This is a genomic window from Lysinibacillus macroides, from assembly GCF_001281525.1.
GTDB lineage: Bacteria > Bacillota > Bacilli > Bacillales_A > Planococcaceae > Lysinibacillus > Lysinibacillus macroides.
In genome coordinates this window covers 500,073-523,669 of the sequence record NZ_LGCI01000010.1, presented here as the reverse complement: position 1 = coordinate 523,669, position 23,597 = coordinate 500,073, and the positions used below count along the sequence as shown (strand labels likewise).

At 37.8% G+C, this 23,597-nt stretch carries 25 protein-coding genes; 19 read left to right on the top strand and 6 right to left on the bottom strand.

The features are described 5' to 3' along the window. Positions 1 to 5 precede the first annotated feature (5 nt). The 6 genes from ybeY to ADM90_RS17350 all read left to right on the top strand — a co-directional run bounded on the left by ybeY (position 6) and on the right by ADM90_RS17350 (position 5,488). Positions 6 to 479, top strand: coding sequence for an rRNA maturation RNase YbeY (ybeY, locus tag ADM90_RS17375; protein ID WP_053996179.1), 474 nt, complete (start codon positions 6 to 8; stop codon positions 477 to 479). Beyond that, the gene (locus ADM90_RS17370) at positions 480 to 830 is read left to right on the top strand and encodes a diacylglycerol kinase family protein (protein ID WP_053996178.1); all 351 of its coding nucleotides are present in this window, start codon (positions 480 to 482) and stop codon (positions 828 to 830) included. Positions 831 to 877: 47 nt separating this feature from the next. After that, the gene (locus tag ADM90_RS17365) at positions 878 to 1,291 is read left to right on the top strand and encodes a cytidine deaminase (protein WP_083448599.1); all 414 of its coding nucleotides are present in this window, start codon (positions 878 to 880) and stop codon (positions 1,289 to 1,291) included. Beyond that, positions 1,278 to 2,195, top strand: coding sequence for a GTPase Era (gene era / locus ADM90_RS17360; RefSeq protein ID WP_053996177.1), 918 nt, complete (start codon positions 1,278 to 1,280; stop codon positions 2,193 to 2,195). The genes ADM90_RS17365 and era overlap by 14 nt, the downstream gene beginning before the upstream one ends. A 78-nt stretch (positions 2,196 to 2,273) precedes the next feature. After that, on the top strand, positions 2,274 to 3,068 hold the full coding sequence (recO, locus tag ADM90_RS17355) for a DNA repair protein RecO (RefSeq protein WP_053996176.1): 795 nt from the start codon (positions 2,274 to 2,276) through the stop codon (positions 3,066 to 3,068). A gap of 701 nt (positions 3,069 to 3,769) precedes the next feature. Next, positions 3,770 to 5,488: an HD-GYP domain-containing protein gene (locus ADM90_RS17350; RefSeq protein WP_053996175.1), complete on the top strand. Its 1,719-nt coding sequence runs from the start codon at positions 3,770 to 3,772 to the stop codon at positions 5,486 to 5,488. A 54-nt stretch (positions 5,489 to 5,542) separates the two neighbouring features. Here ADM90_RS17350 and ADM90_RS17345 read toward each other — a convergent pair whose 3' ends face one another. Further along, positions 5,543 to 6,928, bottom strand: a complete 1,386-nt coding sequence (locus tag ADM90_RS17345; RefSeq protein ID WP_053996174.1) for a glycine--tRNA ligase — start codon at positions 6,926 to 6,928, stop codon at positions 5,543 to 5,545. Between the two features lie 377 nt (positions 6,929 to 7,305). On the opposite strand from ADM90_RS17345, the gene ADM90_RS17340 reads away from it, so the two are divergent. The 11 genes from ADM90_RS17340 to ADM90_RS17290 all read left to right on the top strand — a co-directional run bounded on the left by ADM90_RS17340 (position 7,306) and on the right by ADM90_RS17290 (position 16,751). Continuing rightward, a complete protein-coding gene (locus ADM90_RS17340; protein ID WP_053996173.1) occupies positions 7,306 to 7,944 on the top strand; it encodes a helix-turn-helix transcriptional regulator in 639 nt (212 codons plus the stop codon). An 11-nt stretch (positions 7,945 to 7,955) separates the two neighbouring features. Further along, positions 7,956 to 8,768 carry a pyruvate, water dikinase regulatory protein gene (locus ADM90_RS17335; RefSeq protein ID WP_053996172.1) on the top strand — a complete coding sequence of 271 codons (813 nt, stop codon included), beginning with the start codon at positions 7,956 to 7,958 and terminating at the stop codon, positions 8,766 to 8,768. 208 nt (positions 8,769 to 8,976) lie between these two features. Beyond that, entirely contained in the window at positions 8,977 to 10,809 is a 1,833-nt protein-coding gene (gene dnaG, locus ADM90_RS17330; protein ID WP_083448598.1) for a DNA primase, read from the top strand. A 32-nt stretch (positions 10,810 to 10,841) separates the two neighbouring features. Further along, positions 10,842 to 11,969, top strand: coding sequence for an RNA polymerase sigma factor RpoD (gene rpoD / locus ADM90_RS17325; RefSeq protein ID WP_053996170.1), 1,128 nt, complete (start codon positions 10,842 to 10,844; stop codon positions 11,967 to 11,969). A 235-nt stretch (positions 11,970 to 12,204) separates the two neighbouring features. Continuing rightward, positions 12,205 to 12,771 carry a hypothetical protein gene (locus tag ADM90_RS17320; protein ID WP_053996169.1) on the top strand — a complete coding sequence of 189 codons (567 nt, stop codon included), beginning with the start codon at positions 12,205 to 12,207 and terminating at the stop codon, positions 12,769 to 12,771. Between the two features lie 258 nt (positions 12,772 to 13,029). Then, positions 13,030 to 13,386: a cytochrome c550 gene (gene cccA / locus ADM90_RS17315; protein WP_053996168.1), complete on the top strand. Its 357-nt coding sequence runs from the start codon at positions 13,030 to 13,032 to the stop codon at positions 13,384 to 13,386. A 170-nt stretch (positions 13,387 to 13,556) separates the two neighbouring features. Then, positions 13,557 to 14,249 (top strand): tRNA (adenine(22)-N(1))-methyltransferase, encoded by a 693-nt coding sequence (locus ADM90_RS17310; RefSeq protein ID WP_053996167.1) that lies wholly within the window; start codon positions 13,557 to 13,559, stop codon positions 14,247 to 14,249. A gap of 1 nt (position 14,250) precedes the next feature. Beyond that, positions 14,251 to 15,372, top strand: coding sequence for a Nif3-like dinuclear metal center hexameric protein (locus ADM90_RS17305; RefSeq protein ID WP_053996166.1), 1,122 nt, complete (start codon positions 14,251 to 14,253; stop codon positions 15,370 to 15,372). A 15-nt stretch (positions 15,373 to 15,387) separates the two neighbouring features. Further along, positions 15,388 to 15,612, top strand: a complete 225-nt coding sequence (locus ADM90_RS17300; protein WP_053996165.1) for a hypothetical protein — start codon at positions 15,388 to 15,390, stop codon at positions 15,610 to 15,612. Between the two features lie 81 nt (positions 15,613 to 15,693). After that, entirely contained in the window at positions 15,694 to 15,942 is a 249-nt protein-coding gene (locus tag ADM90_RS17295; RefSeq protein WP_053996164.1) for a DUF2164 domain-containing protein, read from the top strand. Positions 15,943 to 16,124: 182 nt separating this feature from the next. Further along, positions 16,125 to 16,751: a hypothetical protein gene (locus ADM90_RS17290; protein WP_053996163.1), complete on the top strand. Its 627-nt coding sequence runs from the start codon at positions 16,125 to 16,127 to the stop codon at positions 16,749 to 16,751. Between the two features lie 133 nt (positions 16,752 to 16,884). On the opposite strand, the gene ADM90_RS25220 is transcribed toward ADM90_RS17290, so the two are convergent. From ADM90_RS25220 to ADM90_RS17275, 4 genes are all read right to left on the bottom strand, one after another. Further along, complete coding sequence (locus ADM90_RS25220) at positions 16,885 to 17,091, bottom strand: hypothetical protein (protein ID WP_235473660.1); 207 nt, start codon at positions 17,089 to 17,091, stop codon at positions 16,885 to 16,887. A 187-nt stretch (positions 17,092 to 17,278) separates the two neighbouring features. Beyond that, on the bottom strand, positions 17,279 to 17,422 hold the full coding sequence (locus ADM90_RS25215; protein ID WP_235473658.1) for a hypothetical protein: 144 nt from the start codon (positions 17,420 to 17,422) through the stop codon (positions 17,279 to 17,281). Between the two features lie 114 nt (positions 17,423 to 17,536). Beyond that, positions 17,537 to 18,799, bottom strand: a complete 1,263-nt coding sequence (locus tag ADM90_RS17280; protein WP_053996162.1) for a dicarboxylate/amino acid:cation symporter — start codon at positions 18,797 to 18,799, stop codon at positions 17,537 to 17,539. A 252-nt stretch (positions 18,800 to 19,051) separates the two neighbouring features. After that, positions 19,052 to 20,107 (bottom strand): TRAP transporter substrate-binding protein, encoded by a 1,056-nt coding sequence (locus ADM90_RS17275; RefSeq protein WP_053996161.1) that lies wholly within the window; start codon positions 20,105 to 20,107, stop codon positions 19,052 to 19,054. Between the two features lie 112 nt (positions 20,108 to 20,219). Here ADM90_RS17275 and ADM90_RS17270 point away from each other — a divergent pair, with 112 nt between their 5' ends. Continuing rightward, complete coding sequence (locus ADM90_RS17270; RefSeq protein WP_053996160.1) at positions 20,220 to 21,800, top strand: ATP-binding protein; 1,581 nt, start codon at positions 20,220 to 20,222, stop codon at positions 21,798 to 21,800. 18 nt (positions 21,801 to 21,818) lie between these two features. Then, on the top strand, positions 21,819 to 22,520 hold the full coding sequence (locus ADM90_RS17265; protein WP_083448596.1) for a response regulator: 702 nt from the start codon (positions 21,819 to 21,821) through the stop codon (positions 22,518 to 22,520). A 46-nt stretch (positions 22,521 to 22,566) separates the two neighbouring features. Here the strand turns inward: ADM90_RS17265 and ADM90_RS17260 are convergent, their stop codons facing one another. After that, positions 22,567 to 23,535 (bottom strand): 4-hydroxy-3-methylbut-2-enyl diphosphate reductase, encoded by a 969-nt coding sequence (locus tag ADM90_RS17260; protein WP_053996159.1) that lies wholly within the window; start codon positions 23,533 to 23,535, stop codon positions 22,567 to 22,569. Between the last annotated feature and the right edge of the window lie 62 nt (positions 23,536 to 23,597).

Sequence of the window (23,597 nt, the reverse complement as noted above, 5' to 3'; positions counted from 1 at the left end):
GATCTATGATTTTAACAATTGATTTTACAGATGAAACAAATGAAGTCGCAGCCCAGCATATAGAGCTTGTAGAAAAGCTTTTACAACATGCAGCAAGCGTCGAGAATATTGAGCCTGAAACAGAGGTTTCTATTACCTTTGTGACGAATGAGGCGATTCAAGACATTAATCGTGAATACCGTGATAAGGATCAACCAACAGATGTCATTTCCTTTGCCCTAGAGGAGCTAGGTGAAGGTGAAATGGAGGTCACATTTGAAGGGATGCCACGTGTACTGGGTGATATTATCATTTCAACGGACCGTGCGAAGGAGCAGGCAGAGGAATACAATCATTCCTTTGAAAGAGAGCTAGGCTTTTTAGCGGTACATGGTTTTTTACATTTACTTGGTTATGATCATATGGAGCCAGCAGAAGAGAAATTGATGTTTGCCAAGCAGGATGAAATCTTACAAACGTTTGGCTTAGGAAGAAACTAAATGGATATGCGTAAATACTTGCGATCTTTTGGCTATGCATTTGAGGGCATCCTTATGGCAAGTAAAGAGCAAAATATGAAATCACATGTACTAAGTGCAATCATTGTCATGCTGGCCGGTTATTTTACAGGTTTATCTCGTATAGAATGGTATATTGTGCTACTATTAATAGCACTAATGTTGGCACTAGAAATGATCAATACAGCTATCGAGCGGGTCGTTGATTTGGCTTCACCAGACATACATCCACTCGCAAAGCAGGCAAAAGATATTGCAGCAGGGGCAGTGCTAGTATTTGCGCTATTCAGTGCTATCATCGGGTTACTTATCTTTCTACCAAAATGGTTTTAATGGAAACCACATAACTTAAATATGATATAAGGGAGCAATCATAATAGATGACAATGGATATGCAAGTATTGTTAGAGGAATCAAAAAAAGCGCGTGAAAAAGCTTATGTACCCTATTCTAAATTTAAAGTAGGTGCAGCGCTTTTAACAAAAGAGGGAAAGGTTATTCACGGTTGTAACATTGAAAATGCTGGCTATAGCATGACAAATTGTGCTGAGCGTACGGCATTTTTTAAGGCTGTATCAGAGGGTATTTATGATTTTGAAGCGATTGCGATTGTTGCGGATACAGATGGACCGTGTGCACCATGTGGAGCGTGTCGTCAGGTGATGATGGAATTCTGCGCACCAACGATGCCTGTGTATTTAACGAATTTAAAAGGTGATGTGACGGTAACTTCGGTTGGCGAATTATTACCATTTGCATTTACAACGGAGGATTTAGAGAATGCTGGAAACTAAAAGTGGCTATAAATCAGGCTTTATCTCCATTATTGGCCGTCCCAATGTGGGGAAATCAACATTTTTAAATCGTGTGATCGGTCAAAAAATTGCGATTATGAGTGATAAGCCGCAAACAACAAGAAATAAAGTACAGGGCGTACTAACAACAAATGATAGCCAAATGATTTTTATTGATACACCAGGTATTCATAAGCCTAAGCATAAGCTAGGTGACTTTATGCTAAAGGTTGCTAAAAACACATTGCGTGAAGTGGATATTATTATGTTTATGGTCAATGCAGAGCAAAAGCTTGGTAAGGGTGATGAATTTATTCTCGATATGCTAGCAGGAAATGCAACACCTGTGTTCCTTGTTATTAATAAAATCGATCAAATTCATCCAGATGAATTAATCGGCATCATTGAGAGCTATAAAGAGCGCTATGAATTTGCAGAGATAGTGCCGATTTCGGCGCTGCAAGGTAATAATGTTGAGAACTTATTGGCAACACTATCGAAATATTTACCAGAGGGTCCGCAATATTATCCCGCAGACCAAGTAACAGATCATCCTGAGCGATTTATTATTTCTGAACTTATTCGTGAAAAGGTATTGCATTTAACACGGGAGGAAATTCCTCATTCCATAGCAGTAATCATTGATAAAATTCGCCGTGATGAAGAAAATGAAGGCAAAATCCATGTAGCGGCAACGATTATTGTAGAGCGCGACTCTCAAAAGGGCATTGTCATTGGGAAACGCGGTGCACTATTAAAGGAAGTAGGAATACGCGCACGTAAAGATATCGAAATGCTTTTAGGCTCTAAAGTATATTTAGAGTTATGGGTGAAGGTGCAAAAGGATTGGCGCAATAAATCGACGCATTTACGTGATTTTGGATTCCGTGATGATGAATATTAAAATGCTGTTATAGTTTTGTAGGTGGAGCTGTCCAAAAATTTTGGAGAGCTCTATTTTTTGAAGAAAGGAGGAGATACGATGCTTTATAAATGGGAAGGGATTGTATTAAAGGTGCGTGCTTATGGGGAATCCAATAAAATTGTTACGTTATTAACACGTGAGGCTGGAAAGGTTGCCACGATGGCTCGAGGGGCCAAGAAGCCTTCGAGTAGATTGGCGTCTGTGACACAGCCCTTTACCTATGGCATGTTTATGGTCCAGCATCATACAGGCATGGGGACATTGCAACAAGGGGAGCACCTTAATTCAATGCGTCATATCCGTGAAGATATTGTAGCGACAGCCTATGCTAGTTATATTATGGAGCTAGTGGAGCGCGTTGTAGAAGAAGGGAAGCCTGAGCCCTTTGCATTTGATGTGCTGCTCCAAGCATTACAAGCCATAGAGGAAGGCTATGATCCTGAAGCTATTACACTATTTGTAGAATGGAAAATGCTCCCTTACACAGGTGTTCAGCCTATTTTGCATGCTTGTGCAGTGTGTGGAGCTGTTGATGGTGAGTTTGCCTTTTCCTTTGCACAAGGAGGATTCTTATGTCACCGCTGCTATCAGTATGACCCTTACATCATTCGCTTAACACCAACACAGCTTAAGCTAATTCGTATGTTTTATACTGTACCAATTGACCAGATAGGGAAAATAGAGTTGAAAAAGGAAACCAAATATTTTATAAAAAAAATTATTACCACCATCTATGAAGAACAAACAGGGATACGTTTTAAAACAAGGAAATTTATTGACCAGCTAGAGCGCACCCCTGAATTACAAATTCGCTCCATTACTGCGAAAGAGGAAATGCCAGAAGACCATTAATCTACTTCTGGCATTTTACATTCAGCGTAAATAATAATGGGGAACCATAATGTGTGTAAGGAACTACATGGTTGGCAATTTAACCAGTGTTTATTAAAACCTTAAGTAGCATAGATAAATAAAATTTTAATTTTGGAAAAATAAAATAATTATATAAAATTGATATAATTAGATATTTATTTGTTTTATATAAATAAATTATAGGTCTATTTATGTGAATTTTAATAATCATTGATTTTAATGATAAAATATATAGATCTAAAGTAGTTTATTTTTACATAGTTTTCAGTGTTTTTATGGTAAAAACTATTCATATAATCGTCATATACTAGTTGAAAAGGTATTTTAACCTATGATATTGTAATGGATATAGCTCATCCTGTTTATATTTTGCAATTATTCAAGCCGTTCATACATTATTGGAACAAATAAACTTTATATAGCTTAATCATGCCTCTATCAGCAAAACGTACTTTTATTTTGGCTGGGCAGCTGTTTTTATATCTTAGAATGAGATGTACAAACGGCTGTTGAACCAAAATAGAGCCTCTAACAGATATCACAGATTTTCCTGTGTGAACGTAAAAAGTCTTAACGAGAGTTAGCAGAGGTGTCATGGATACGTTTATCAGAATTATGCATTCCTATGGAAAAAGGAGGGAGTCACATTATGCATGTTATATGCATATGTGGCATAAAATATGCTACGAAAAGTAACCTTAAGCATTGATGAAGTTGAAGCGAATGATATATTAGCGGAAGATATTTTTTCAGAATATCGTTTCTTAGCTAAAAAAGATTTGGTGTTAACAGAACGCATTATTGAATTACTGAAGCTTCGAAAAGTAGATGAGTTAGCTGTCTTTATACCTGCCGATTCAGCTCGCGTTGCCTATGATTTAAGTATGCAACGAACAAGAGAATATGAGGAATTATTCGAACCATTGCTAGATGAAAAAGAACCAGTAGACGATTATCAAGAAATGGTTAGCCAGCTTTTTATGACAACATTGGAGAATGTTGTACATGAATTGCGATACGGACAAATATTGAAAAGCTTGCAGGATACGGCCTATGTGCAAGGTGTTTTTGAAAAAATTTTGGAAAAAAAGCATCGTTATGATTTACTGATACGTTTAAAGGAATGGGATGAATATTCGTTTGTGCATTCATTCGATGTATTTGTCTTAGGCACTATTTTTGCCCGATATCTTGGTTTAGCAGATATCGAAACATTGGCAAGAGGTTATTTGTTTCATGATATTGGGAAAGTATTTATCCCACAAGAAATATTAAATCTAAAACGGAAATTATCCGAAGATGAGTTTGATATTGTAAAAATGCACACAACAAAGGGTTATGAGCTGTTGATAGAAAATAATGAGGAAGACATTGCTTATTTAGCACGAGATCACCATGAGCGGTTTGCAGGCAAGGGATATCCAAATCAATTATGTGCAGATGAAATGAGTGAAGGAGTACAATTACTACAGATTATTGATGGCTATTCAGCGATGACATCAAAGCGCGTGTATCATACTGGCTATGGTGCTACAGATGCTTTAGCTGTATTATACAGAGATCGACATTTATATAATGAAAGCTTTATGCATAAATTTGTAGAATGTTTAGGGATTTACCCCGTCAACTCGGTTGTGCTTTTGTCAGATAATCGCAGTGCGCAGGTGGAGCTTGTCTATGATTTGTTTCCTACATTACCAAAAGTAAAATTGCTAGATGAACAAACATCCATGAATTTACCTTTAAATTATAGTGTGAAAATTCTGAAAATGATTGATTATCGTGTAGATAGCTTTGAGGAGATTTTTAATTTATTCGTAGAGCAATTAATCCGTTGCGATGAACAAAATTTGAGAATGCACTACAGTAAATTGATCGATCATCTACATCCAAAAGAGATTGTTTTGAAAATTTTCTTACCAGCCTTTCGAATACTACGCTTATTGACAAGAGAAATACAAACGGATAGAACAAAATATCAAAATTCTATTCTTATATTAAAGAAGTTACTGGAAGAGCAATTAAATGTTTTATATATGGATTACCAGCATGAACAGACGACCATTTTAGTGGTAGAAACTTCCCTGCGTGAAAACTTCTTCATCAAACTTTTACAAAGTATTTTATATATTGATAAAATTGTCCCATTCTTTATAAATCCAGAAGATGAGCAACGTATTACCCAATTAATGAATCATTGTCAGGTAAATGTCGCGTATTTTATTGAAGATGAACTAACCGTAGAAAAACGGGTTCGTCCAATGCGAGAGGGAACATTCCTTTATTATTCGCTGGCAGATATTGAGGAGATACTCGTAAGTCTAATCGGCATGAGTATGAAAAAGTTTTCATTCGAGGAAAAAATGCAGGAACGCTTATTTTCAACGTATAAAGCATAAAGAGAGAGTCAGCCATTTCTAGGCGACTCTCTCTTTTTTGTATTTTTAAAGTGATTAGAATTGAAGATGTTTTTCGATGTAGGCTTTAACTTCTGCAATTGGCATACGCACTTGTGTCATGGAATCACGATGACGTACGGTTACTTGACCATCCTCTTTAGAATCGAAGTCATAAGTGATACAGAATGGTGTACCAATTTCATCTTGACGACGGTAACGTTTACCGATGGATTGTGATTCATCAAAATCAACAGGGAAGGCTTTGCGAAGCTCAGCCCATACATCTGTTGCCTCGTCTGATAATTTTTTAGAAAGCGGTAGAACCGCTGCTTTAAATGGTGCTAGTGCAGGATGGAAACGTAAAACCGTACGTTTATCGTCGCCTTCCAGCTCTTCTTCATCGTAAGCATCACATAGGAATGCTAATGTTACACGATCAGCCCCTAATGATGGCTCGATGCAATAAGGCACATAGCGATCATTTGAGACAGGGTCGATATACGTGAAATCTTCGCCTGAATGCTCCATATGTTGCTTTAAGTCGTAGTCTGTACGGTCCGCTACACCCCAAAGCTCGCCCCAACCAAATGGGAATTTGAATTCGATATCTGTTGTAGCGTTAGAGTAGTGAGATAGCTCATCATCTTCATGGTCACGAAGACGCATCGAATCTTCTTTCATACCTAGGTTTAGTAACCAATTTTTACAGAATTCTTTCCAATATGCATGCCATTCAAGATCTTCACCAGGCTTACAGAAGAATTCAAGCTCCATTTGTTCGAATTCACGTGTACGGAATGTGAAGTTACCCGGTGTGATTTCATTACGGAATGATTTACCGATTTGTGCGATACCAAATGGTGTACGTTTGCGCATAGAGCGTTGAACGTTTTTAAAGTTGACAAAAATACCTTGTGCCGTTTCTGGGCGTAGGTAAATTTCATTTGTAGAAGATTCTGTGACACCTTGGAATGTTTTAAACATCAGGTTAAATTGGCGAATATCTGTGAAATCGGCTTTTCCACAATCAGGACACACGACATTATATTTCACCATTGTTTCTTTCATTTGATCGAACGTCATACCATCTACAATAATTTCATCGCCCTGTGCTAGTGCAGCATCCTCAATAATTTTATCTGCACGATGGCGAGCCTTACAGGATTTACAGTCAATCATTGGGTCATTAAAGTTACCAACATGCCCTGATGCCACCCAAGCCTTTGGATTCATTAAGATCGCCGCATCGAGCCCTACATTGTGCTCTGATTCTTGGACAAATTTTTGCCACCAAGCCTTTTTAATATTATTTTTTAATTCCACACCAAGTGGACCGTAATCCCAAGTGTTTGCAAGACCTCCATAAATTTCAGAACCTGGGAAGACAAAGCCACGATGCTTTGCTAATGATACGATTGTTTCCATTGATTTGTTTGTCATGTAAATAGCCTCCTTTAAATTACACTACATGAAAATAGCACCCGTCGCCGGGCACAATGTATGCCCAGGGACGAGTGCTAATACCCGCGGTTCCACCCTGATTGTTTTAAACGATGTGTTTAAAACCTCTTTTTTAAAGGTTAGCTCAGGGAGTGCCTTTTCTCTGTTACTGTGTAGACTTTCACCATCTCTACTCGCTTGTAAATGGAACAGATACTTTTTTCCCATCATCGCCTGTATAACGCAATCCTGCTCAAACGTGTATTGAGCATAAGCGTATGTGTTGATATTGTAGCATGTAGTTCTTTAATTCGCAATAATTATTAAAATAGTATATAATAATCGAGCATAAGTATAACACTATTAGATTTGAGGCGGTGAGTCCAATCGAACTCAATAAACGTCAGGAAGACATTTTACAAATTGTGAAAGAAAATGGCCCTATTACCGGGGAGCATATTGCAGAACGTCTCCATCTGACAAGGGCAACTTTAAGACCAGATTTAGCGATTCTAACAATGGCAGGTTTTTTAGATGCAAGACCAAGAGTTGGCTATTTTTATTCAGGTAAAAAGGCATCTGTTACATTACTGGATAGCATTCATACGTTAAAAGTGAAGGATTTTCATTCGGGGCCTGTTGTTGTGCCAGAGACGATGACGGTTTATGAGGCAATTTGCTTTATGTTTGCAGAGGATGTTGGTACACTCTTTGTCGTAGATAAGAATGAGTTTTTGACAGGCGTCCTATCTCGCAAAGATTTATTGCGTACAAGTATCGGCTCACAGGATTTAAACAAAATTCCTGTACACATTATTATGACGCGTATGCCAAATATTTCGTATTGTGAAAGATCAGATTCTTTAGTTGTTGCAGCGAATAAGCTTATTGAACGGGAAGTTGATTCACTACCAGTTGTTGAACCACAGGAGGGTGGCTTAATAATTGTAGGTCGTTTGACAAAAACAACGATTACACGAGCTTTCTTATCACTCGCACAAAATATCGAAGTTTGAAGGGGAGCTATATGAAAAGACCACGCGTATTTGTTGTCTCTGATTCTGTCGGTGAAACTGGTGATCAAGTGGCGAAAGCTGTTATTAGCCAGTTCCGACCAGGCTTAGAAAATACGATAATTCGGCGTTTTCCTCATATTCAATCAGAGGACCTTATCCGAAAAATTGTTCGTCTTGCAGCGCAGCAACAAGCATTTATCGTTTATACACTGGCGCGCCAAGATATGCGCTCATTATTACAGGCGTTATGTGAACAAGAAAACGTACAGGCTGTTGATATTTTAGGGCCAGCTTTACAGTCTATGGCAGCTTTTATGGAAGAACTACCATTAGAAGCGCCAGGCATCGTTCATATACTAGATGATGACTATTTCAAAAAAATTGAAGCGATAGAATTTGCCGTAAAATATGATGATGGTAGAGATCCACGTGGATTATTACAAGCAGATATTGTGCTTGTAGGCGTATCGCGTACTTCAAAAACCCCACTGTCGCAATATTTAGCCCATAAAAAATATAAAGTTGCGAATGTTCCTTTAGTACCAGAGGTGGAACCGCCAGAAGAGCTTTTACAGCTAGATCCTAAAAAATGCTTTGGCTTAATTATCTCGCCTGAAAAATTAAATTTTATTAGAAAAGAAAGATTATTATCGCTTGGTTTAAATGATGATGCGATCTATGCACAACATGATCGTATATTAGAAGAAATTCAACATTTTGAGAAAATTGTCGATAAAATAGGCTGTCAGGTCATTGATGTTACTAATAAGGCGGTAGAAGAAACTGCAAATACGATTATTGAATATATTTTAGCTTGTAAATAAAGATGGGCTAACCATAAACCACCTCGGTTCATAGAGGCGGTTTTTTTGAGTGGATTTTGAAAATAGTATAGATAAATACTAATTTTTGTTTTATAATAATAAAATTGTGGTAAAAATATTAAAAGAGAAAAATCCTATTTTTTTGTCGAGAAATAAAGGAATTTTAAAACGGATAGCGAATTGTGTTTTTAGAACGTAAATATTAAAGATGGTGATGGAGTTGGCAGGGAAGATTCCAGAAGAAGTAATTGAGCAAATTCGCACACAATCAGATATTGTCGATGTGATTAGTGAATATATGCAGCTGACGAAACGTGGGCGAAATTGGTTTGGTCTCTGTCCATTTCACGGAGAACAAACACCGTCTTTTTCTGTATCATCCGACAAGCAGATTTTTCATTGCTTTGGTTGTGGTGCAGGGGGCAATGCTATTACTTTTATAATGGATATAGAGGGCATTTCTTTTCCTGATGCAGTTGTGAAACTTGGGGAGCGTGTTGGCATACATTTAGATGTTGAGCCAAGTTTTCCAGGAGTTACAAAAAAGGTTTCAAAAGCCGAAGAAAGGATGAAGGAAGCACACGCCTTTGCAGCAGATTTTTTTCACCATTTACTGCTGAACACTGAGGATGGTGAAGAACCTTTAAATTATTTGCTAGAAAGAGGATTTACAAGGGAACTTATCGAATCTAATAACATCGGTTGGTCACTCCCGAGCTTCGATGCCTTGACAATATTGCTTGAAAGAAAAGGTTATAACTTACAAGAAATTGCAGAAAGTGGTTTAATTATTAAGCGAGAAGGGGAAGAACGTTATTTTGATCGTTTTAGGGGACGTATTATGTTTCCGATTCGTGATGAGAATGGAAAAATAATTGCCTTCTCAGGACGAATACTTTCCTCCACGGGTGAAGAGGCAAAATACTTAAATAGTCCAGAATCACCAATATTTCAAAAAAGTGAAGTGCTATATAACCTAGATCAAGCACGAACTTCTATCAGGAAAAATCGTCAAGTAATATTGATGGAAGGTTTTATGGATGTGTTAGCAGCCAGCTCAGTAGGTGTTAGCAATGCAGTTGCCACAATGGGAACTTCGCTAACAAATCAGCATATCACAAAGCTCAAGCGCTTAGTAGAGCAAGTTACGATTTGCTATGATGGTGATAATGCTGGTTTTGATGCAGCGAAGAGAGCGGCGCAGTTGCTGCATACGGAGCGCATGAGCATTCGTATTGCCGTGTTGCCAGAAAAATTAGATCCAGATGAATATATTCGTACTTTTGGGGGACAAGCCTTTAAAGAACAAATTTTGGAAAACCCTCATGCGTATATTGCTTTTATGATGATGCATGCTAGACGCAATAAGAACTTTCAATTTGAAAATGATACGTTGCAATATATTCAAGAAGTCCTAGAGCAGCTAGTGGGTAGATCCTCACCAGTCGAACGAGATTTGTATATTCGCCAATTAGCACATGAAACCAATATCTCAGAGGAAGCCATTTATGCCCAATTCCGAAAGCTAGAGGCAAATCAGGTACGTTCTACAAAAGCAGAATTACCTAAATCTCTGCCTCCAATGCCAGTCACGCAACAGCAAAAGCCTATGAATGCAGCCGAACGTGCCGAACGTTTATTACTTGCACATATGCTTCATAATATAGATGTAGTGGACAAGGTATTACGTAGTGAACAAAAAGAACCATTTGTGCGAGATGCTTATATGGCAGTGTTTGTTCGCTTAGTAGGGTTTTATGAGGAATATGGCCATCCTGATTATCAACGTTTTGTGGAAATCTTGGATGATGCCGAATTGCGAAAAATTGTGATGGAAGCGGCTTTAGTTGAACGAGATCCTGACCAAGCAGAGGCGGAGGTCACAGACTCTATACGACAGCTTCAAAAATATAGAATTGAGCAAGAAATTGATCAAAAGATGCATGAGTCAAAGGAAGCGGAGAAGATGCATGAGGATGCACGTGCACTTGAAATCGCCCAACAGATTATTCATTTAAGAAAATCGTTATCGGCGATTTAACCCGATTCGGTTGTTTAGAAGGAGGAAGGTTTATGGCGGACAAGTCAGAACGTTCAAAAGAGATAGAAGTAGAAATTACATTAGATGATGCAAAAAAAAACCTACAAGAAAAAGCAAAAACAGAGGGTGAAATTTCAATGAAAGAAATTTCAGAGAAACTTGCTCCTTATGAATTAGAAAATGAGGAAATTTTCCATTTTGCTGAAGATCTTGAAAAGCATAAAGATATTCAAATCATCGGAAAAGAAGAATTTGAAGAAGAAAGCTTAATGAAAGAAGAAGCAAATGAAGAAACTTTTGACTTAAATGATTTAAGTGTACCACCAGGTGTTAAAATTAACGATCCTGTACGCATGTATTTAAAGGAAATTGGTCGGGTAGATCTACTCTCTGCTGACCAAGAAATAGCGTTAGCAGAACGTATTGAGCAAGGAGACGAGGAAGCCCGTAAACGTTTGGCAGAAGCAAATTTACGTCTTGTTGTATCGATTGCGAAGCGTTATGTGGGTCGTGGGATGCTGTTCCTTGATTTAATTCAAGAGGGAAATATGGGGCTTATTAAAGCTGTTGAAAAATTCGATTACCGTAAAGGCTTTAAATTCTCTACGTATGCCACATGGTGGATTCGTCAGGCGATTACGCGTGCAATTGCTGACCAAGCACGTACAATTCGTATCCCTGTTCATATGGTCGAAACCATTAATAAATTAATACGTGTACAACGTCAACTTTTACAGGATTTAGGTCGTGAGCCTTCTCCAGAGGAAATTGGTGAAGAAATGGATTTAACACCTGAAAAAGTACGTGAAATTTTAAAAATTGCACAAGAACCTGTATCTCTTGAAACACCAATTGGAGAAGAGGATGATTCCCATTTAGGAGATTTTATTGAAGACTCTGAGGCACAATCTCCCTCTGACCATGCAGCTTATGAACTGTTAAAAGAGCAATTAGAAGATGTGCTTGATACTTTAACAGACCGTGAAGAAAATGTACTTCGTTTACGTTTTGGCTTGGATGATGGTCGCACACGCACATTAGAAGAAGTAGGGAAAGTTTTTGGTGTGACACGTGAACGTATTCGCCAAATTGAAGCGAAAGCACTTAGAAAATTACGCCATCCTTCTCGCAGTAAACGCCTAAAAGATTTCTTAGAATAAAATTGAATAGAGCTGGAGCTATCCAAACAATGAGCAAATAGCTCGTGGGGATAGCTCCTTTTTAATAGCTGGAAGCTGCAAAACAAAAGCTATTCACCTATAGCCTGATGGGGAATAATAGATAATTAGAAGGAACAAAATAATAGATTTGCTACTTTATACAGATGTGTTTTTTTATAGTGTGAGATAAAATTGTAATAACAACCATTATTAAGCAATGTTTGGAGCTAACACTATGACAAATCCTCGAAAAAAAATAATTCTGAATGAGATTTTGTTTTGGAAGCAAAATAAACTTTTGCCCGAGCACTATTGTGACTTTTTAGCGGCTCTTTATACAGAGGGAGCGGACCTAGAAGAACTAGAACCTGTGCAACATCCAAAGCAGGCTGTTTTGCCAACAGAAAAACGAAAAATGATCCTGTTAGTAGCGGGGCTATGTATGGCTATTATAGCGATGCTAGCGGTGTATTTTACCATCACTTCATTAACATTAATATTAACCATTGTAGTGGGGATAAGTGCATGTATACTATTTATAATCGCATTGAGAATGGCACACAAACAACATCTATTAGCACCGGCTTTTCATTTACTTGCGGCGATTTTATTTTTTAGCATGTCTATTCGTATTTGTACAACCTATTTTAGTGGAAATAATATCGTCTTATTTTGCTTAATTGCTGCCAATTGTGTGATTTGGCTTTGGTCAGGTCTTAAAATGAAGCTGCTCTATTTCACCGTTTCAGGTGCACTAGGCTTACTAGCGCTGATTGGGTATTATATCATAAATTTAATGTAGACTTTAGTATTTATCATAAGTAGCAAAAGTAACTTTTCATTTTTAGTATTGCCTATAATTAGCCATCAATTAGTCGCCATTTTTGGAATGGCAAGACATATTTTAGCCAATAGATACAGAAATGTCGAATTTGTTACAAACAAAGGAAAACTTAGCGAATAGGGCTTTTCGTTTCTGTAGGAATGAAGTACAATATTAGATGTTGACTGATTCTATATTATAGATAGAAGTAGACTTAAAATGAGGAGGGGAAACATTATGAAAAACAATCCAGTCGTTCCTTACATCTTAATTCTTGCATTTGGTATTGGTCTTATTTTCTTCATGTCTTTACAAGGTGCAGATAACAAGAAAGAAATTGCTGCTGAACATGAAGGTGGCGAAACTACAGAAACTACAGACGCAACTGATGATGGCGCAGCACTAGTACAATCTTGTATCGGTTGTCACGGCGGTGACTTAACAGGGGGTATGGGACCAAATCTACATGGCTTAGAGGAAGCACATATTGTAGATGTTCTAGTAAACGGTATCGAAGGTACACCAATGCAACCAAACATGAAAACTGAAGATGAAGCAAAAGCAATTGCTGAATACATCTCTACTTTAGAATAGGATGAATGATAAGTAGCTGTACTAAAATGGTACAGCTACTTTTTAATGTTAAAAATTATACAGATGGGGGTGTTCGTTTAGCTGATTAATAGAGGGACAACGCCATTTGTTTTTTTTCATCATATCCTTCATACTAAGAGTGGACTCTATTTAAGGTAGGCGGTATTAAAATGAACGCACAAAAACTGTCAAAGCGATTAGAAGCAGTCGCAAAATTTATTCCCTCAGGAGCTACCATAGCTGATATTGGGAGTGATCATGCATACTTACCATGTTATTTGGTGCATAAAGGAATCGTCTTACATGCTATAGCCGGAGAGGTTGTTAAAGGACCTTATGAATCAGCAGTAAAGCAGGTACAAAAGGAAGGCTTAGCCGCAAAAATTACAGTACGTCTTGCCGATGGATTAGCAGCGATTGAGCCAACTGACCATGTAGACACAGTAGCCATCGCTGGAATGGGCGGACCTCTGATTGTCGCTATTTTAGAGAAGCATCCAGAAAAGTTGCAAGGTGTGACACGTCTTATTTTACAGCCTAATATTCATGCCAAAGTAATTCGTGAATGGGCCTTAGCACATAATTGGGCAATTCTCGATGAAGAAATTTTAGAGGAAGACGATAAAATCTACGAAATTGTTGTGTTGCAACGTGGACAAATGGAGCTTTCAGATGCAGAAATTTTAGTTGGTCCTCGATTAAGCCAACGACAATCACCGACATTTATCAAAAAATGGCAGCGTGAAAAGGAAAATTGGCAGCGTGTCTTGCACGCCATTGAAGAGGCAGAACAAACACCTGAAATTGAAGAAAAACGCGCAGAGTTAACGGCTCTGATTCATTTAGTGGAAGGAGTTTTGTGACATGAAGGCAGTAAATGGTCAAGAAATCATTCAAGTGTTTGAGTCATGGTCACCGAAAAAACTAGCTTGTATGGACAATGATCCAATTGGTCTAGCAATTGGTACCTTGAACAAGCCTGTTCATAAAGTATTGGTCACATTGGATGTCAATGAGGCTATAGCAAACGAGGCGATTGACCAAGGCTGTGAGCTGATTATTGCACACCATCCCCCTATCTTTAGACGTCTTGCGAATATCCGTACAGACAATCCAGCAGGGCGCTTATATGAAAAGCTTATTAAGCATGATATTGCGGTTTATGCGGCTCATACGAATTTAGATGTAGCTGAAGGTGGGGTCAATGATTTACTAGCAGATGCGTTGCAGCTTGAGCGTCGCACAATTTTAGAAGAAACCTATTCAGAAAATCTTTTAAAGCTTGTTGTTTTTATTCCAATGGCACAGGCTGAACATTTACGTGCAGCACTGGCAAAGGCAGGAGCAGGGCGACTTGGTGACTATGAGGCATGTAGCTATACAACCATTGGTGAAGGGCGTTTTCGTGCATTAGCAGGCGCAAATCCTTTTGTCGGAGCTGTTGGCGAATTACATGTGGAAGAGGAAGTAAAGGTAGAGGTTGTATTTCCTGAAGCCATTAAAAACCGCGTATTAAAAGCGATGCTTAACAGCCATCCATATGAGGAGCCTGCCTATGATGTTATTCGTCTCGAACAGCAAACAAATAGAATGGGCTTAGGACGAGTAGGTGATTTAACAGGGGAAATGACCTTACAGCAATTTGCTAACTATGTGAAGCAGCAACTAGATGTACCAGCAGTGCGTGTAGTGGGTGATTTACAGTCAACGGTTCGCAAAGTAGCACTAGTTGGTGGCGATGGCAATAAATATATTTATGCGGCAAAACGTGCAGGAGCAGATGTTTTTTTAACAGGAGATATGTATTTCCATACAGCACAGGATGCACAAGCTATTGGTTTACAAATTGTCGACCCTGGTCATCATGTGGAAAAGGTGATGATTGCAGGGGTTGCAAAGAAAATGGCTGCTATGTGTGAGGAGAAAAAATACCTTGTTGAATTTGTTCAATCAGCCATCCACACAGAGCCATTTTTATTTGTATAAGTGAGGGGAACACATGTGGTAAATGAACGACCTGCTGGCAATAAAGCTGGTAAGCTATGGATCATCATTGGTTTATTCATCGCTGTATTTGGCATTGGTATGACCCTGATGACCAATATGCTCAATGACAAAAAAATGGATGCCATGATACAGCAATGTGAAAGTGATGGTGGACAAGCCATAGTGGCAAAAGAAAAAAACTTTCTATCCACGCAATATTCATTTGAATGTAAACAATAAACGAGAAGCTGAGTACTAGGTAAGCTAGTATTCGGCTTTTTAATTAATATGATAAGATAGAGAGAAAGGGGAGGGATAAATGTGTTTATTCGTTTAACAAAGGAGCAGCAAAAAATGATTATTGAGGATATCCAACGATTTTTCTATAATCAGCGAGATGAAGATATTAGTGAATTTGAAGCAGAGCGTATGTTAGACTTTATCAAAGAAAATATTGCGCCATATATTTACAATGCAGCATTATCCGATGCAAAGTATGTTGTAGAAAGCCAATATGCTTCTATTGAAGAAGAGCTGATGGCATTAGAGCGACCTATCCATATAAAATAATAATTCGATGACTGCTTACTTGGATGAAGGTGGTCATTTTTTTATGTGATTAATCATATGTACAAGCTAATGTAATTTGTGCTTCTCTCGAAAGAGCAGAGAAAATATAAGCAAGACAAGGATGCAAGTAACGGTGAATATTGTATTTCTAGTGGTCATACCTTCCTATCAGGAGGGGTGTAATGCATAGAAGACGACGAATCATTATAGGGCTATTTCTAGCGCTTATGGTGGTAGTGATACTGTTCATTAAATTATCTGAGGATAAGACGTCAAAAGTCAATCGAGAGGAGCAGTCATTGCTCCCGCAGGAAGAATTAAGTCAGGCTGCATTGCAAGAAAAGCTGTTGGAAACCTATGTAGGGATTGATGTGAAAAGGACGGAGAAAAAAGAGCTAGTGATACAAGTGGTGGGTGATGCAGAATATTTTCTTTCCATTAAAAACGACTTGGAATCCATTGCAAAACAAGCAATAAAAGATACTGTATTAGAGGATTATACAATTGTTTTTGAAAGATGGGAACTAACATCATTACTGGACCCTAATAAAAAAATGGATGATGATACGAACTTTTTAATAGAGGCATTGATCGAAGGGTTACAAGCTTTTGATGTATACGAATATTTAACACTTAAGAATCGAACAACGATTATTATTCAAACAACGATAAAGGATGTCAACCAGGAAGCACGTCGGTTAATAACGAAGATGGAAGACACAGTGAATAAAATTATCCAAACAAATACATCTCACAATGATTTATACACAATCTATATAGTAGATGCTCAGCAAAAGAAAATAAATTAGCCTTTACAAGAAAGGGACGGTCAGAAAAGGTTTTTTCTTTTTCGATCGTCCTCACTTTTATATAAAATATTGACTAAAAACATGGTGTACCTATGTTTTCGGTACAATAATTTGATAACATTTCACCCATTAGCTACTGATCGATACCGAATAAAGCTTGATAGAGAGTTGCTAGTAGTGCCACAAAACGTATATTATCAGCCTGAAAAAGCTTAAACATAATACCTGTTCGTATGAGCTTATGTTCAATCGGTTTTGCACTCGCAATTTTTTCATCATTGCAATATAAATAAGCTGTGGATGTAAAATCCTTTTCAAATCGAAATACTAAATCATCCATTTCAAAAGAATTAAGAGGATTCTAATAATTGAACGGTCTTTCGTTGAATCGGTACAATGCTATCATTCGGCATCATAAGCTGGTGACTGATCCCTTTTGTTAAAGGTTTAGCTTTTATTCGAAAAAGAGGCGCACCGAATGTTGTCCGTGTTTCGTAATGATATGGTAATACTTGCTGTGCTACTGTTCATAATACAGCATTCAAAATTTTTTCAGTAGGGGAACGTTCTATTTTTTGAAGCATACATACTGTTTCATGATGCTCATCCACAATAGGCATATTCGTAAAGCTTTTAAAGGCTTTTGGATAGGCAAGTGTAAATGTTGTCATCGAGAAAACCGCCAGTCCTTATCTATACATATAAGCAGTTAGGAAAGTTTCGTGAAAAGAGAAGAGAAAAGACTGCTAAAAGGTAGGAATTGCTTTCAACAGTCTTTTGACGAATTATGGAGCCGTTGTTACTTGTCCTGCAAGCGCACGTTGTTCCTGCTCAGGATCAAATTCTTTTTCTACTTTTGAGACAACAACTGTTGCCACACCGTTACCAATCAGGTTTGTCACAGCACGTGCCTCTGACATAAAGCGGTCTACGCCGATTAATAGGGCAATTCCCTCTACTGGTATCATTGGGAATGCAGCAAGTGTTGCAGCAAGTGTAATAAAGCCAGAGCCTGTTACACCGGCAGCCCCCTTCGATGTAAGCATTAAAATTGCAAGCAATGTAAGCTGCTGCCAGATATCTAAATCTATACCATAGGCTTGGGCAATAAACAATGCTGCCATAGATAGATAAATAGATGTACCATCGAGATTAAAGGAATAGCCTGTTGGTAATACGAGTCCAACTACTTGCTTTGAACAGCCGTAATTTTCTAGTTTACGCATCATTGAAGGCAGTGCCGACTCTGAGGAGGATGTGCCAACAACAATAAATATTTCATCTTTAATATATTTAATAAATTTGAAAATATTAAATTTAAAGTAGTATGCAATAATACCGATAACAACAACGATAAAAATAAACATTGTTATATAGACAGATAGCATTAAAAATCCTAAATTTTGCAGCGATTTTAGTCCAAAGTTACCAATTGTATAACTCATCGCCCCAAATGCCCCAATTGGAGAGATTTTCATTACCATATTGACAATTTTAAAGAAAATATCTGCTACCTGTTCGAAAAATTTAATAACAGGCTTTGCTGGTTCCCCAATAGCGGCAGCAGCTAGACCAAATAAAACAGCAGAGAATAAAACAGGTAACAATTCACCATTTGCTAAAGCTCCTACTACATTCTCTGGGATAATTTGCATAATAAATGCTCCAAAGCCATGATCCTCAGCCGCAGCATTTGTATATTGAGAAATATCCGCTTTACTGGCTGCCTCTGTATTGAATCCTTTACCAGGCTGTACAAGATTAACAACAATTAAGCCAATTGCCAGCGCAAATGTAGAAACAACCTCAAAGTAAATTAAAGCTTTTCCGCCAATTTTTCCAACCTTTTTTACATCTCCCATACTACCAATACCAATAACAACAGTTAAGAAGATAATTGGTGCAATTAACATTTTAATTAGCTTAATAAAAATATCTGCTAATATTTTTAATTTTGCGCCAAACTCTGGGAATATTGCCCCAACAATAATACCTAGTATAATTGCGATGATCACTTGCACGGTTAAATTTTTAAAATTTATACGCATCTTTTTTCCTCCTATCACTAGTGTGAACGCTTTCAGTGAGGTAATCATAGCTGAAATTTTCCGACAATAGTTTTTATGACCGTAATGTTTTTATTGTTCATTTTGTTCATTTTTAGTCAGATACAAGAGAAAGCTAGTAATAGCAAAGATTTTAAGCTGTTTTATAGTAGTTTGGAAAACAGTGATTCTATTATAATACAAAAGAAAAAACCCTCACAATTTGTCAGGGTTTATGATTAATGACCAAAAGTATTAGGGCGTCACAACTTTTTCAATCTCTGTTAGAATATCATTTGTTTGTATATGGCTTCTATAAAAATCATAGACAGGTGTAAGCTGTTGTTTAAAGCGCTGTCTTTCTTGGTCACTCATTGTGTAAACAGTGAAATGATCTTGCTGCATCAGCTTTTGCATATCTTTTTCATTCATCAGTGTTGCTTGTTCGAATTGCCACTCTGTTGTTTCTTTCATCGCTGTGAGCATTTGTTTCTGGATTTTTTCAGGTAAGGAATCCCAGAAGTTTTCGTTGATTAAAACAGCATATCCTAAAATGCCATGCTCTGTAATCGTCATATGTTGCTGCACTTTGTAAAAGCCTTTGGAGTAAATATTGGAGGCTGTATTTTCTTGTGCATCAATCGTATGTGTCTCTAAATCCGTAAAAAGTTCGCTAAAAGAGACTGGTATTGGTGTTGCTTTCACGGCTTCAAATTGTTTTTCTAATACTTTACTTGGCATTGTGCGAACGCGTAAGCCTTGTAAATCCTCAAAGGTATGGATAGGTTGGTCAGCAGAGGTTACGTGCTTAAAGCCATTGTACCAAAAGCCTAACCCTTTCACATGGAGGTGAAGCGGTCCTAGTTCATCTAATAATTGCTTACCGATTGTTCCTGTCAGCACTTCATGTACTTCCTCTTCTGTATGAAACAGATAGGGGAGATCAAGCACCTGCCAGTTAGGTACATATGTTGTCATTTTCGAAAATGTAGGGATAATCATTTCGACATCGCCCTTTTGCAAAGCACGAAATTCATTTTCATCATTAAATAAAGAGGCATTTGAATAAACATGTACTTTTACCATGCCATTTGTTTTTTCCTCGACTAATTCAGCAAATTTATTGGCAGCCTGCCCCTTTGGTGTATTTTCGGCTACGACATGGCTTAAATGTATGGTAATCTGTGTACTTAAGCCTTTTTGTTCATCATCATAGGGAAGTGGTTTTGCTAGAAGTAAACCTTGTTGCACACTAATAACGATCATTAACAATAAGACAGTAAAAATAGTTCCTACAATAAATTTTTTCATGAATTACACCCAATTAATTCGTATTTTCTGATGTTTTTGTTATTTTAACATATGAGGTAAGCTAAAATATAGTCGAAGGGAGGCGTTTCGCTTGAAATTCCAAAGGTTGTCGATGGAGCGAAAAATTATGTTTCTGACATTTTTTATTCTGATGCTTTCCTTTAGTATAGGTGGTACTTTTTTATTAGGATTTGTGATGAATGGGCAAAAGACTGACCTTCGTGATCAAGCTTTACTTGTAGCCAAAACCGTCTCACAGCTTCCTGAAATCAAAACCTATATTTCACAGCCAAATTTTCGCGACGCAACTGACCATATTCATCCAGTAGTAGAGGAAATTCGTGATATCAATAAAGCACAGTATATTGTTGTTCTCGATATGCAAAGACGTAAGTATTCTCATCCAAATCCACAGGAAATTGGACAAATTTCACAATCTAGTGATCTCAGTGCCGCGTTTACGGAGCATTATTATACGTCCATTGCACATGGTGAGCACGGCAATATGATGCGTGCCTTTGTACCAATTATGAGTAATGAGGGCCAGCAAATCGGTGTTGTTGTCGTAGGCTATAGTGTGCTAACAGTATTGGAATTACTGCAATCTATGCAGACAGAGCTGCTCATAACAGTTGTCTTATCCCTCTTCTTTAGTGCATGGGGCGCACATACATTAGGACTTCACATAAAAAAGCAAATGTTTGGGCTAGAGCCACATGAAATTGCCAAAATGTATGTAGAACGAACGGAGACCTTTAATGCCATGCATGAAGGAATTATTGCCATTGATAATGAGCTGACCATTACCATTTTTAATGAAAGGGCATGTGATATACTAGGTGTTCATGAACGCCCTTCCACATTGATTGGACAGAAAATATTTCAAGTATTGCCGGATACACGGCTTCCTGAAATTTTAGAGCTTGATCAGCCTATCTTTAATCGTGAGTTATATATTAATAACCATAGTATTATGAGCAATCGCATTCCTATACAGGTGAATGGCAAAACAGTTGGAGCCGTTGCGATGTTTAAAGATCGTACGGAAGTGAAAAAGCTTGCGGAAGAACTAACAGGTGTAAAGGCATTTGTCCAAGCGTTACGTGTACAAACACATGAACATAAAAATAAACTGCATACAATTGCTGGTTTATTACAGCTTGGTCATTATGAACAGGCATTGACCTATTTAACACAAGTGAAGGAAGAGCACGATGAAATTACTAATTTTTTAAATGAACGTATTAAAAATGAAAATATTTCAGGCTTATTGCTTAGTAAAATTTCCTATGCCAAAGAACAAGGTATTCGCTTGGACATTGACCGTGAAAGTCGCTTTACAACATTTCCACCGAATTTAGACCATCATGATTTTGTTATTTTATTTGGGAATTTAATTGAAAATGCCTTTGATGCGTTGATGGACGTGCAAGCTGAAGAGAAGATTATTCATGTTTCAGTAGATGAGGACGATGATGTACTAGCCATTCTTGTGACTGATAATGGTGTTGGTATGACAGATGGGGTCAAGAGGCATATTTTTGACAATGGCTTTTCAACAAAGGCGAAAAATTATCGTGGTATAGGGCTTTATTTAATAAAAGAAATTATTGATAAAGGACAAGGAAATATCGAAGTTATAAGTGAAGAAAATAAAGGTACGAGTTTTTTAATAACCTTTTATTATTCTTGATAGGATGGGGAGCTGACGGTGGCACAAATCAATGTATTATTAATTGAAGATGATCCAATGGTGCGAGAGGTGAATCGTCAATTTATTGAAAAGGTAGAGCATTTTCAAGTCATTGGACAGGCATCAAATGGCTTAGATGGTATTGCACAGATTCGTAAGCATCAACCTGATTTAGTATTTATGGATATTTTTATGCCAGAGCAAGATGGCATTACGAGCTTACGCAAAATACGTGAGCTTGATTTACCAGTAGATGTGATCACGGTGACAGCCGCCAATGATATGGAAACGGTAAGGCAGGTGCTGCATTTAGGTGTCTTTGATTATATTATGAAGCCGTTTTCATTTGAACGGGTCCAAGGAACACTTGAAAATTATCTTCGCTTTAAGCAGCAAACACAAACAGAACGTGAGCTTACTCAAGGAGAGCTCGATCAGCTATTCCATTATCGGGGTGGGCACAACGATGAAAAGCAACCTGATACATTACAGTTAGAGCAAAATCTGCCAAAAGGCTTTAATCGCGCAACACTCGACAAGGTTGTCCAATTTTTGCAATCAGTGGATGGTGCATCTGCAGAAGAAGTAGCGACTGGCATCGGCATTGCTAGAGTCACGGCAAGAAGATATTTAGATTACTTGGAGAAGCAAGGGGCCATTACCATGGATGTTCATTATGGAGGGATTGGCCGTCCTATTAACTATTATTTTAGTAAATAAAGAAAATCCTGATTGTCATAAGGCAACCAGGATTTTTTTCCATATATTAATAAGGCATAATTTTTTCAACAGGTGCTGGTGTTTTAATTTTTGGTAAAATTTTATCTAATGTGACAGTACGGTTAATGATGTGTGTCGATGCATCCTGTTCATCGAATTGATCAAGAAAGGCAATCACCTCTTTGACAATCGGTGTTGGTGTTGAAGCACCCGCTGTGACAGCAACCGTCTTAATGCCTTTTAACCACTCTATTTTTAGCTCTGACACATCTGCAATACGATAGGATGGTGTGCCAGCGATTTCAACAGAAACCTGTGTTAAACGATTTGAGTTATTGGATTTTGGGTCGCCCACAACAATTAGTAAATCCGCTTCACCTGCCTGCTTGGCAACGGCTTCTTGGCGAACCTGGGTAGCTAAACAAATCTCTTTGTGTACTTCAATATGTGGGAATTTTTCCTTTAAGCTATCCATTAAATGAGCGACATCCCATTGGCTCATCGTTGTTTGATTTGTGACAAGTAATTTATCATTTGTTAACTCTAATGTATCAATGTCATTAGATGACTGTACTAAATGGACATGGTCAGGTGCAACACCAATGGCCCCCTCCGGCTCAGGATGTCCTTTTTTACCAATATAAATAATATCATAGCCTTCTGCAGATTTTTCACGAATTAAATCGTGTGTAACTGTTACATCAGGGCATGTAGCATCAATGGACACGAGGCCTTTGCGCTTCGCAATCTCACGAATTTCAGGTGAAACACCATGGGCTGTGAAAATCACAGTACCTGTTTCAACCTGTTCAATAATTTCTAAACGGTTATCGCCATCTAATGTGATGATACCATCTTCTTCAAATGCATCTGTGACATGTTTATTATGCACAATCATCCCTAAAATGTAGATAGGTCTTGGTAATGTTTTATCGAGTGCGGCGTTTCGTGCAATGACCATCGCATCAACAACACCATAGCAATAGCCACGTGGATTAATTTTTAATACTTGCATGGTTGTGACTCCTTTCAAGCTTACCTATCTACATTATAACGGACAGGGGCAATGAATACAAA

Coding starts and splice junctions, on each gene's coding strand:
- ybeY (WP_053996179.1), top strand. CDS start 6: ATGATTTTAACAATTGATTTTACAGATGAAACAAATGAAGTCGCAGCC.
- ADM90_RS17370 (WP_053996178.1), top strand. CDS start 480: ATGGATATGCGTAAATACTTGCGATCTTTTGGCTATGCATTTGAGGGC.
- ADM90_RS17365 (WP_083448599.1), top strand. CDS start 878: ATGACAATGGATATGCAAGTATTGTTAGAGGAATCAAAAAAAGCGCGT.
- era (WP_053996177.1), top strand. CDS start 1,278: ATGCTGGAAACTAAAAGTGGCTATAAATCAGGCTTTATCTCCATTATT.
- recO (WP_053996176.1), top strand. CDS start 2,274: ATGCTTTATAAATGGGAAGGGATTGTATTAAAGGTGCGTGCTTATGGG.
- ADM90_RS17350 (WP_053996175.1), top strand. CDS start 3,770: ATGCTACGAAAAGTAACCTTAAGCATTGATGAAGTTGAAGCGAATGAT.
- ADM90_RS17345 (WP_053996174.1), bottom strand. CDS start 6,928: ATGACAAACAAATCAATGGAAACAATCGTATCATTAGCAAAGCATCGT.
- ADM90_RS17335 (WP_053996172.1), top strand. CDS start 7,956: ATGAAAAGACCACGCGTATTTGTTGTCTCTGATTCTGTCGGTGAAACT.
- dnaG (WP_083448598.1), top strand. CDS start 8,977: ATGGTGATGGAGTTGGCAGGGAAGATTCCAGAAGAAGTAATTGAGCAA.
- rpoD (WP_053996170.1), top strand. CDS start 10,842: ATGGCGGACAAGTCAGAACGTTCAAAAGAGATAGAAGTAGAAATTACA.
- ADM90_RS17320 (WP_053996169.1), top strand. CDS start 12,205: ATGACAAATCCTCGAAAAAAAATAATTCTGAATGAGATTTTGTTTTGG.
- cccA (WP_053996168.1), top strand. CDS start 13,030: ATGAAAAACAATCCAGTCGTTCCTTACATCTTAATTCTTGCATTTGGT.
- ADM90_RS17310 (WP_053996167.1), top strand. CDS start 13,557: ATGAACGCACAAAAACTGTCAAAGCGATTAGAAGCAGTCGCAAAATTT.
- ADM90_RS17305 (WP_053996166.1), top strand. CDS start 14,251: ATGAAGGCAGTAAATGGTCAAGAAATCATTCAAGTGTTTGAGTCATGG.
- ADM90_RS17290 (WP_053996163.1), top strand. CDS start 16,125: ATGCATAGAAGACGACGAATCATTATAGGGCTATTTCTAGCGCTTATG.
- ADM90_RS25220 (WP_235473660.1), bottom strand. CDS start 17,091: ATGGATGATTTAGTATTTCGATTTGAAAAGGATTTTACATCCACAGCT.
- ADM90_RS25215 (WP_235473658.1), bottom strand. CDS start 17,422: ATGACAACATTTACACTTGCCTATCCAAAAGCCTTTAAAAGCTTTACG.
- ADM90_RS17280 (WP_053996162.1), bottom strand. CDS start 18,799: ATGCGTATAAATTTTAAAAATTTAACCGTGCAAGTGATCATCGCAATT.
- ADM90_RS17275 (WP_053996161.1), bottom strand. CDS start 20,107: ATGAAAAAATTTATTGTAGGAACTATTTTTACTGTCTTATTGTTAATG.
- ADM90_RS17270 (WP_053996160.1), top strand. CDS start 20,220: ATGGAGCGAAAAATTATGTTTCTGACATTTTTTATTCTGATGCTTTCC.
- ADM90_RS17260 (WP_053996159.1), bottom strand. CDS start 23,535: ATGCAAGTATTAAAAATTAATCCACGTGGCTATTGCTATGGTGTTGTT.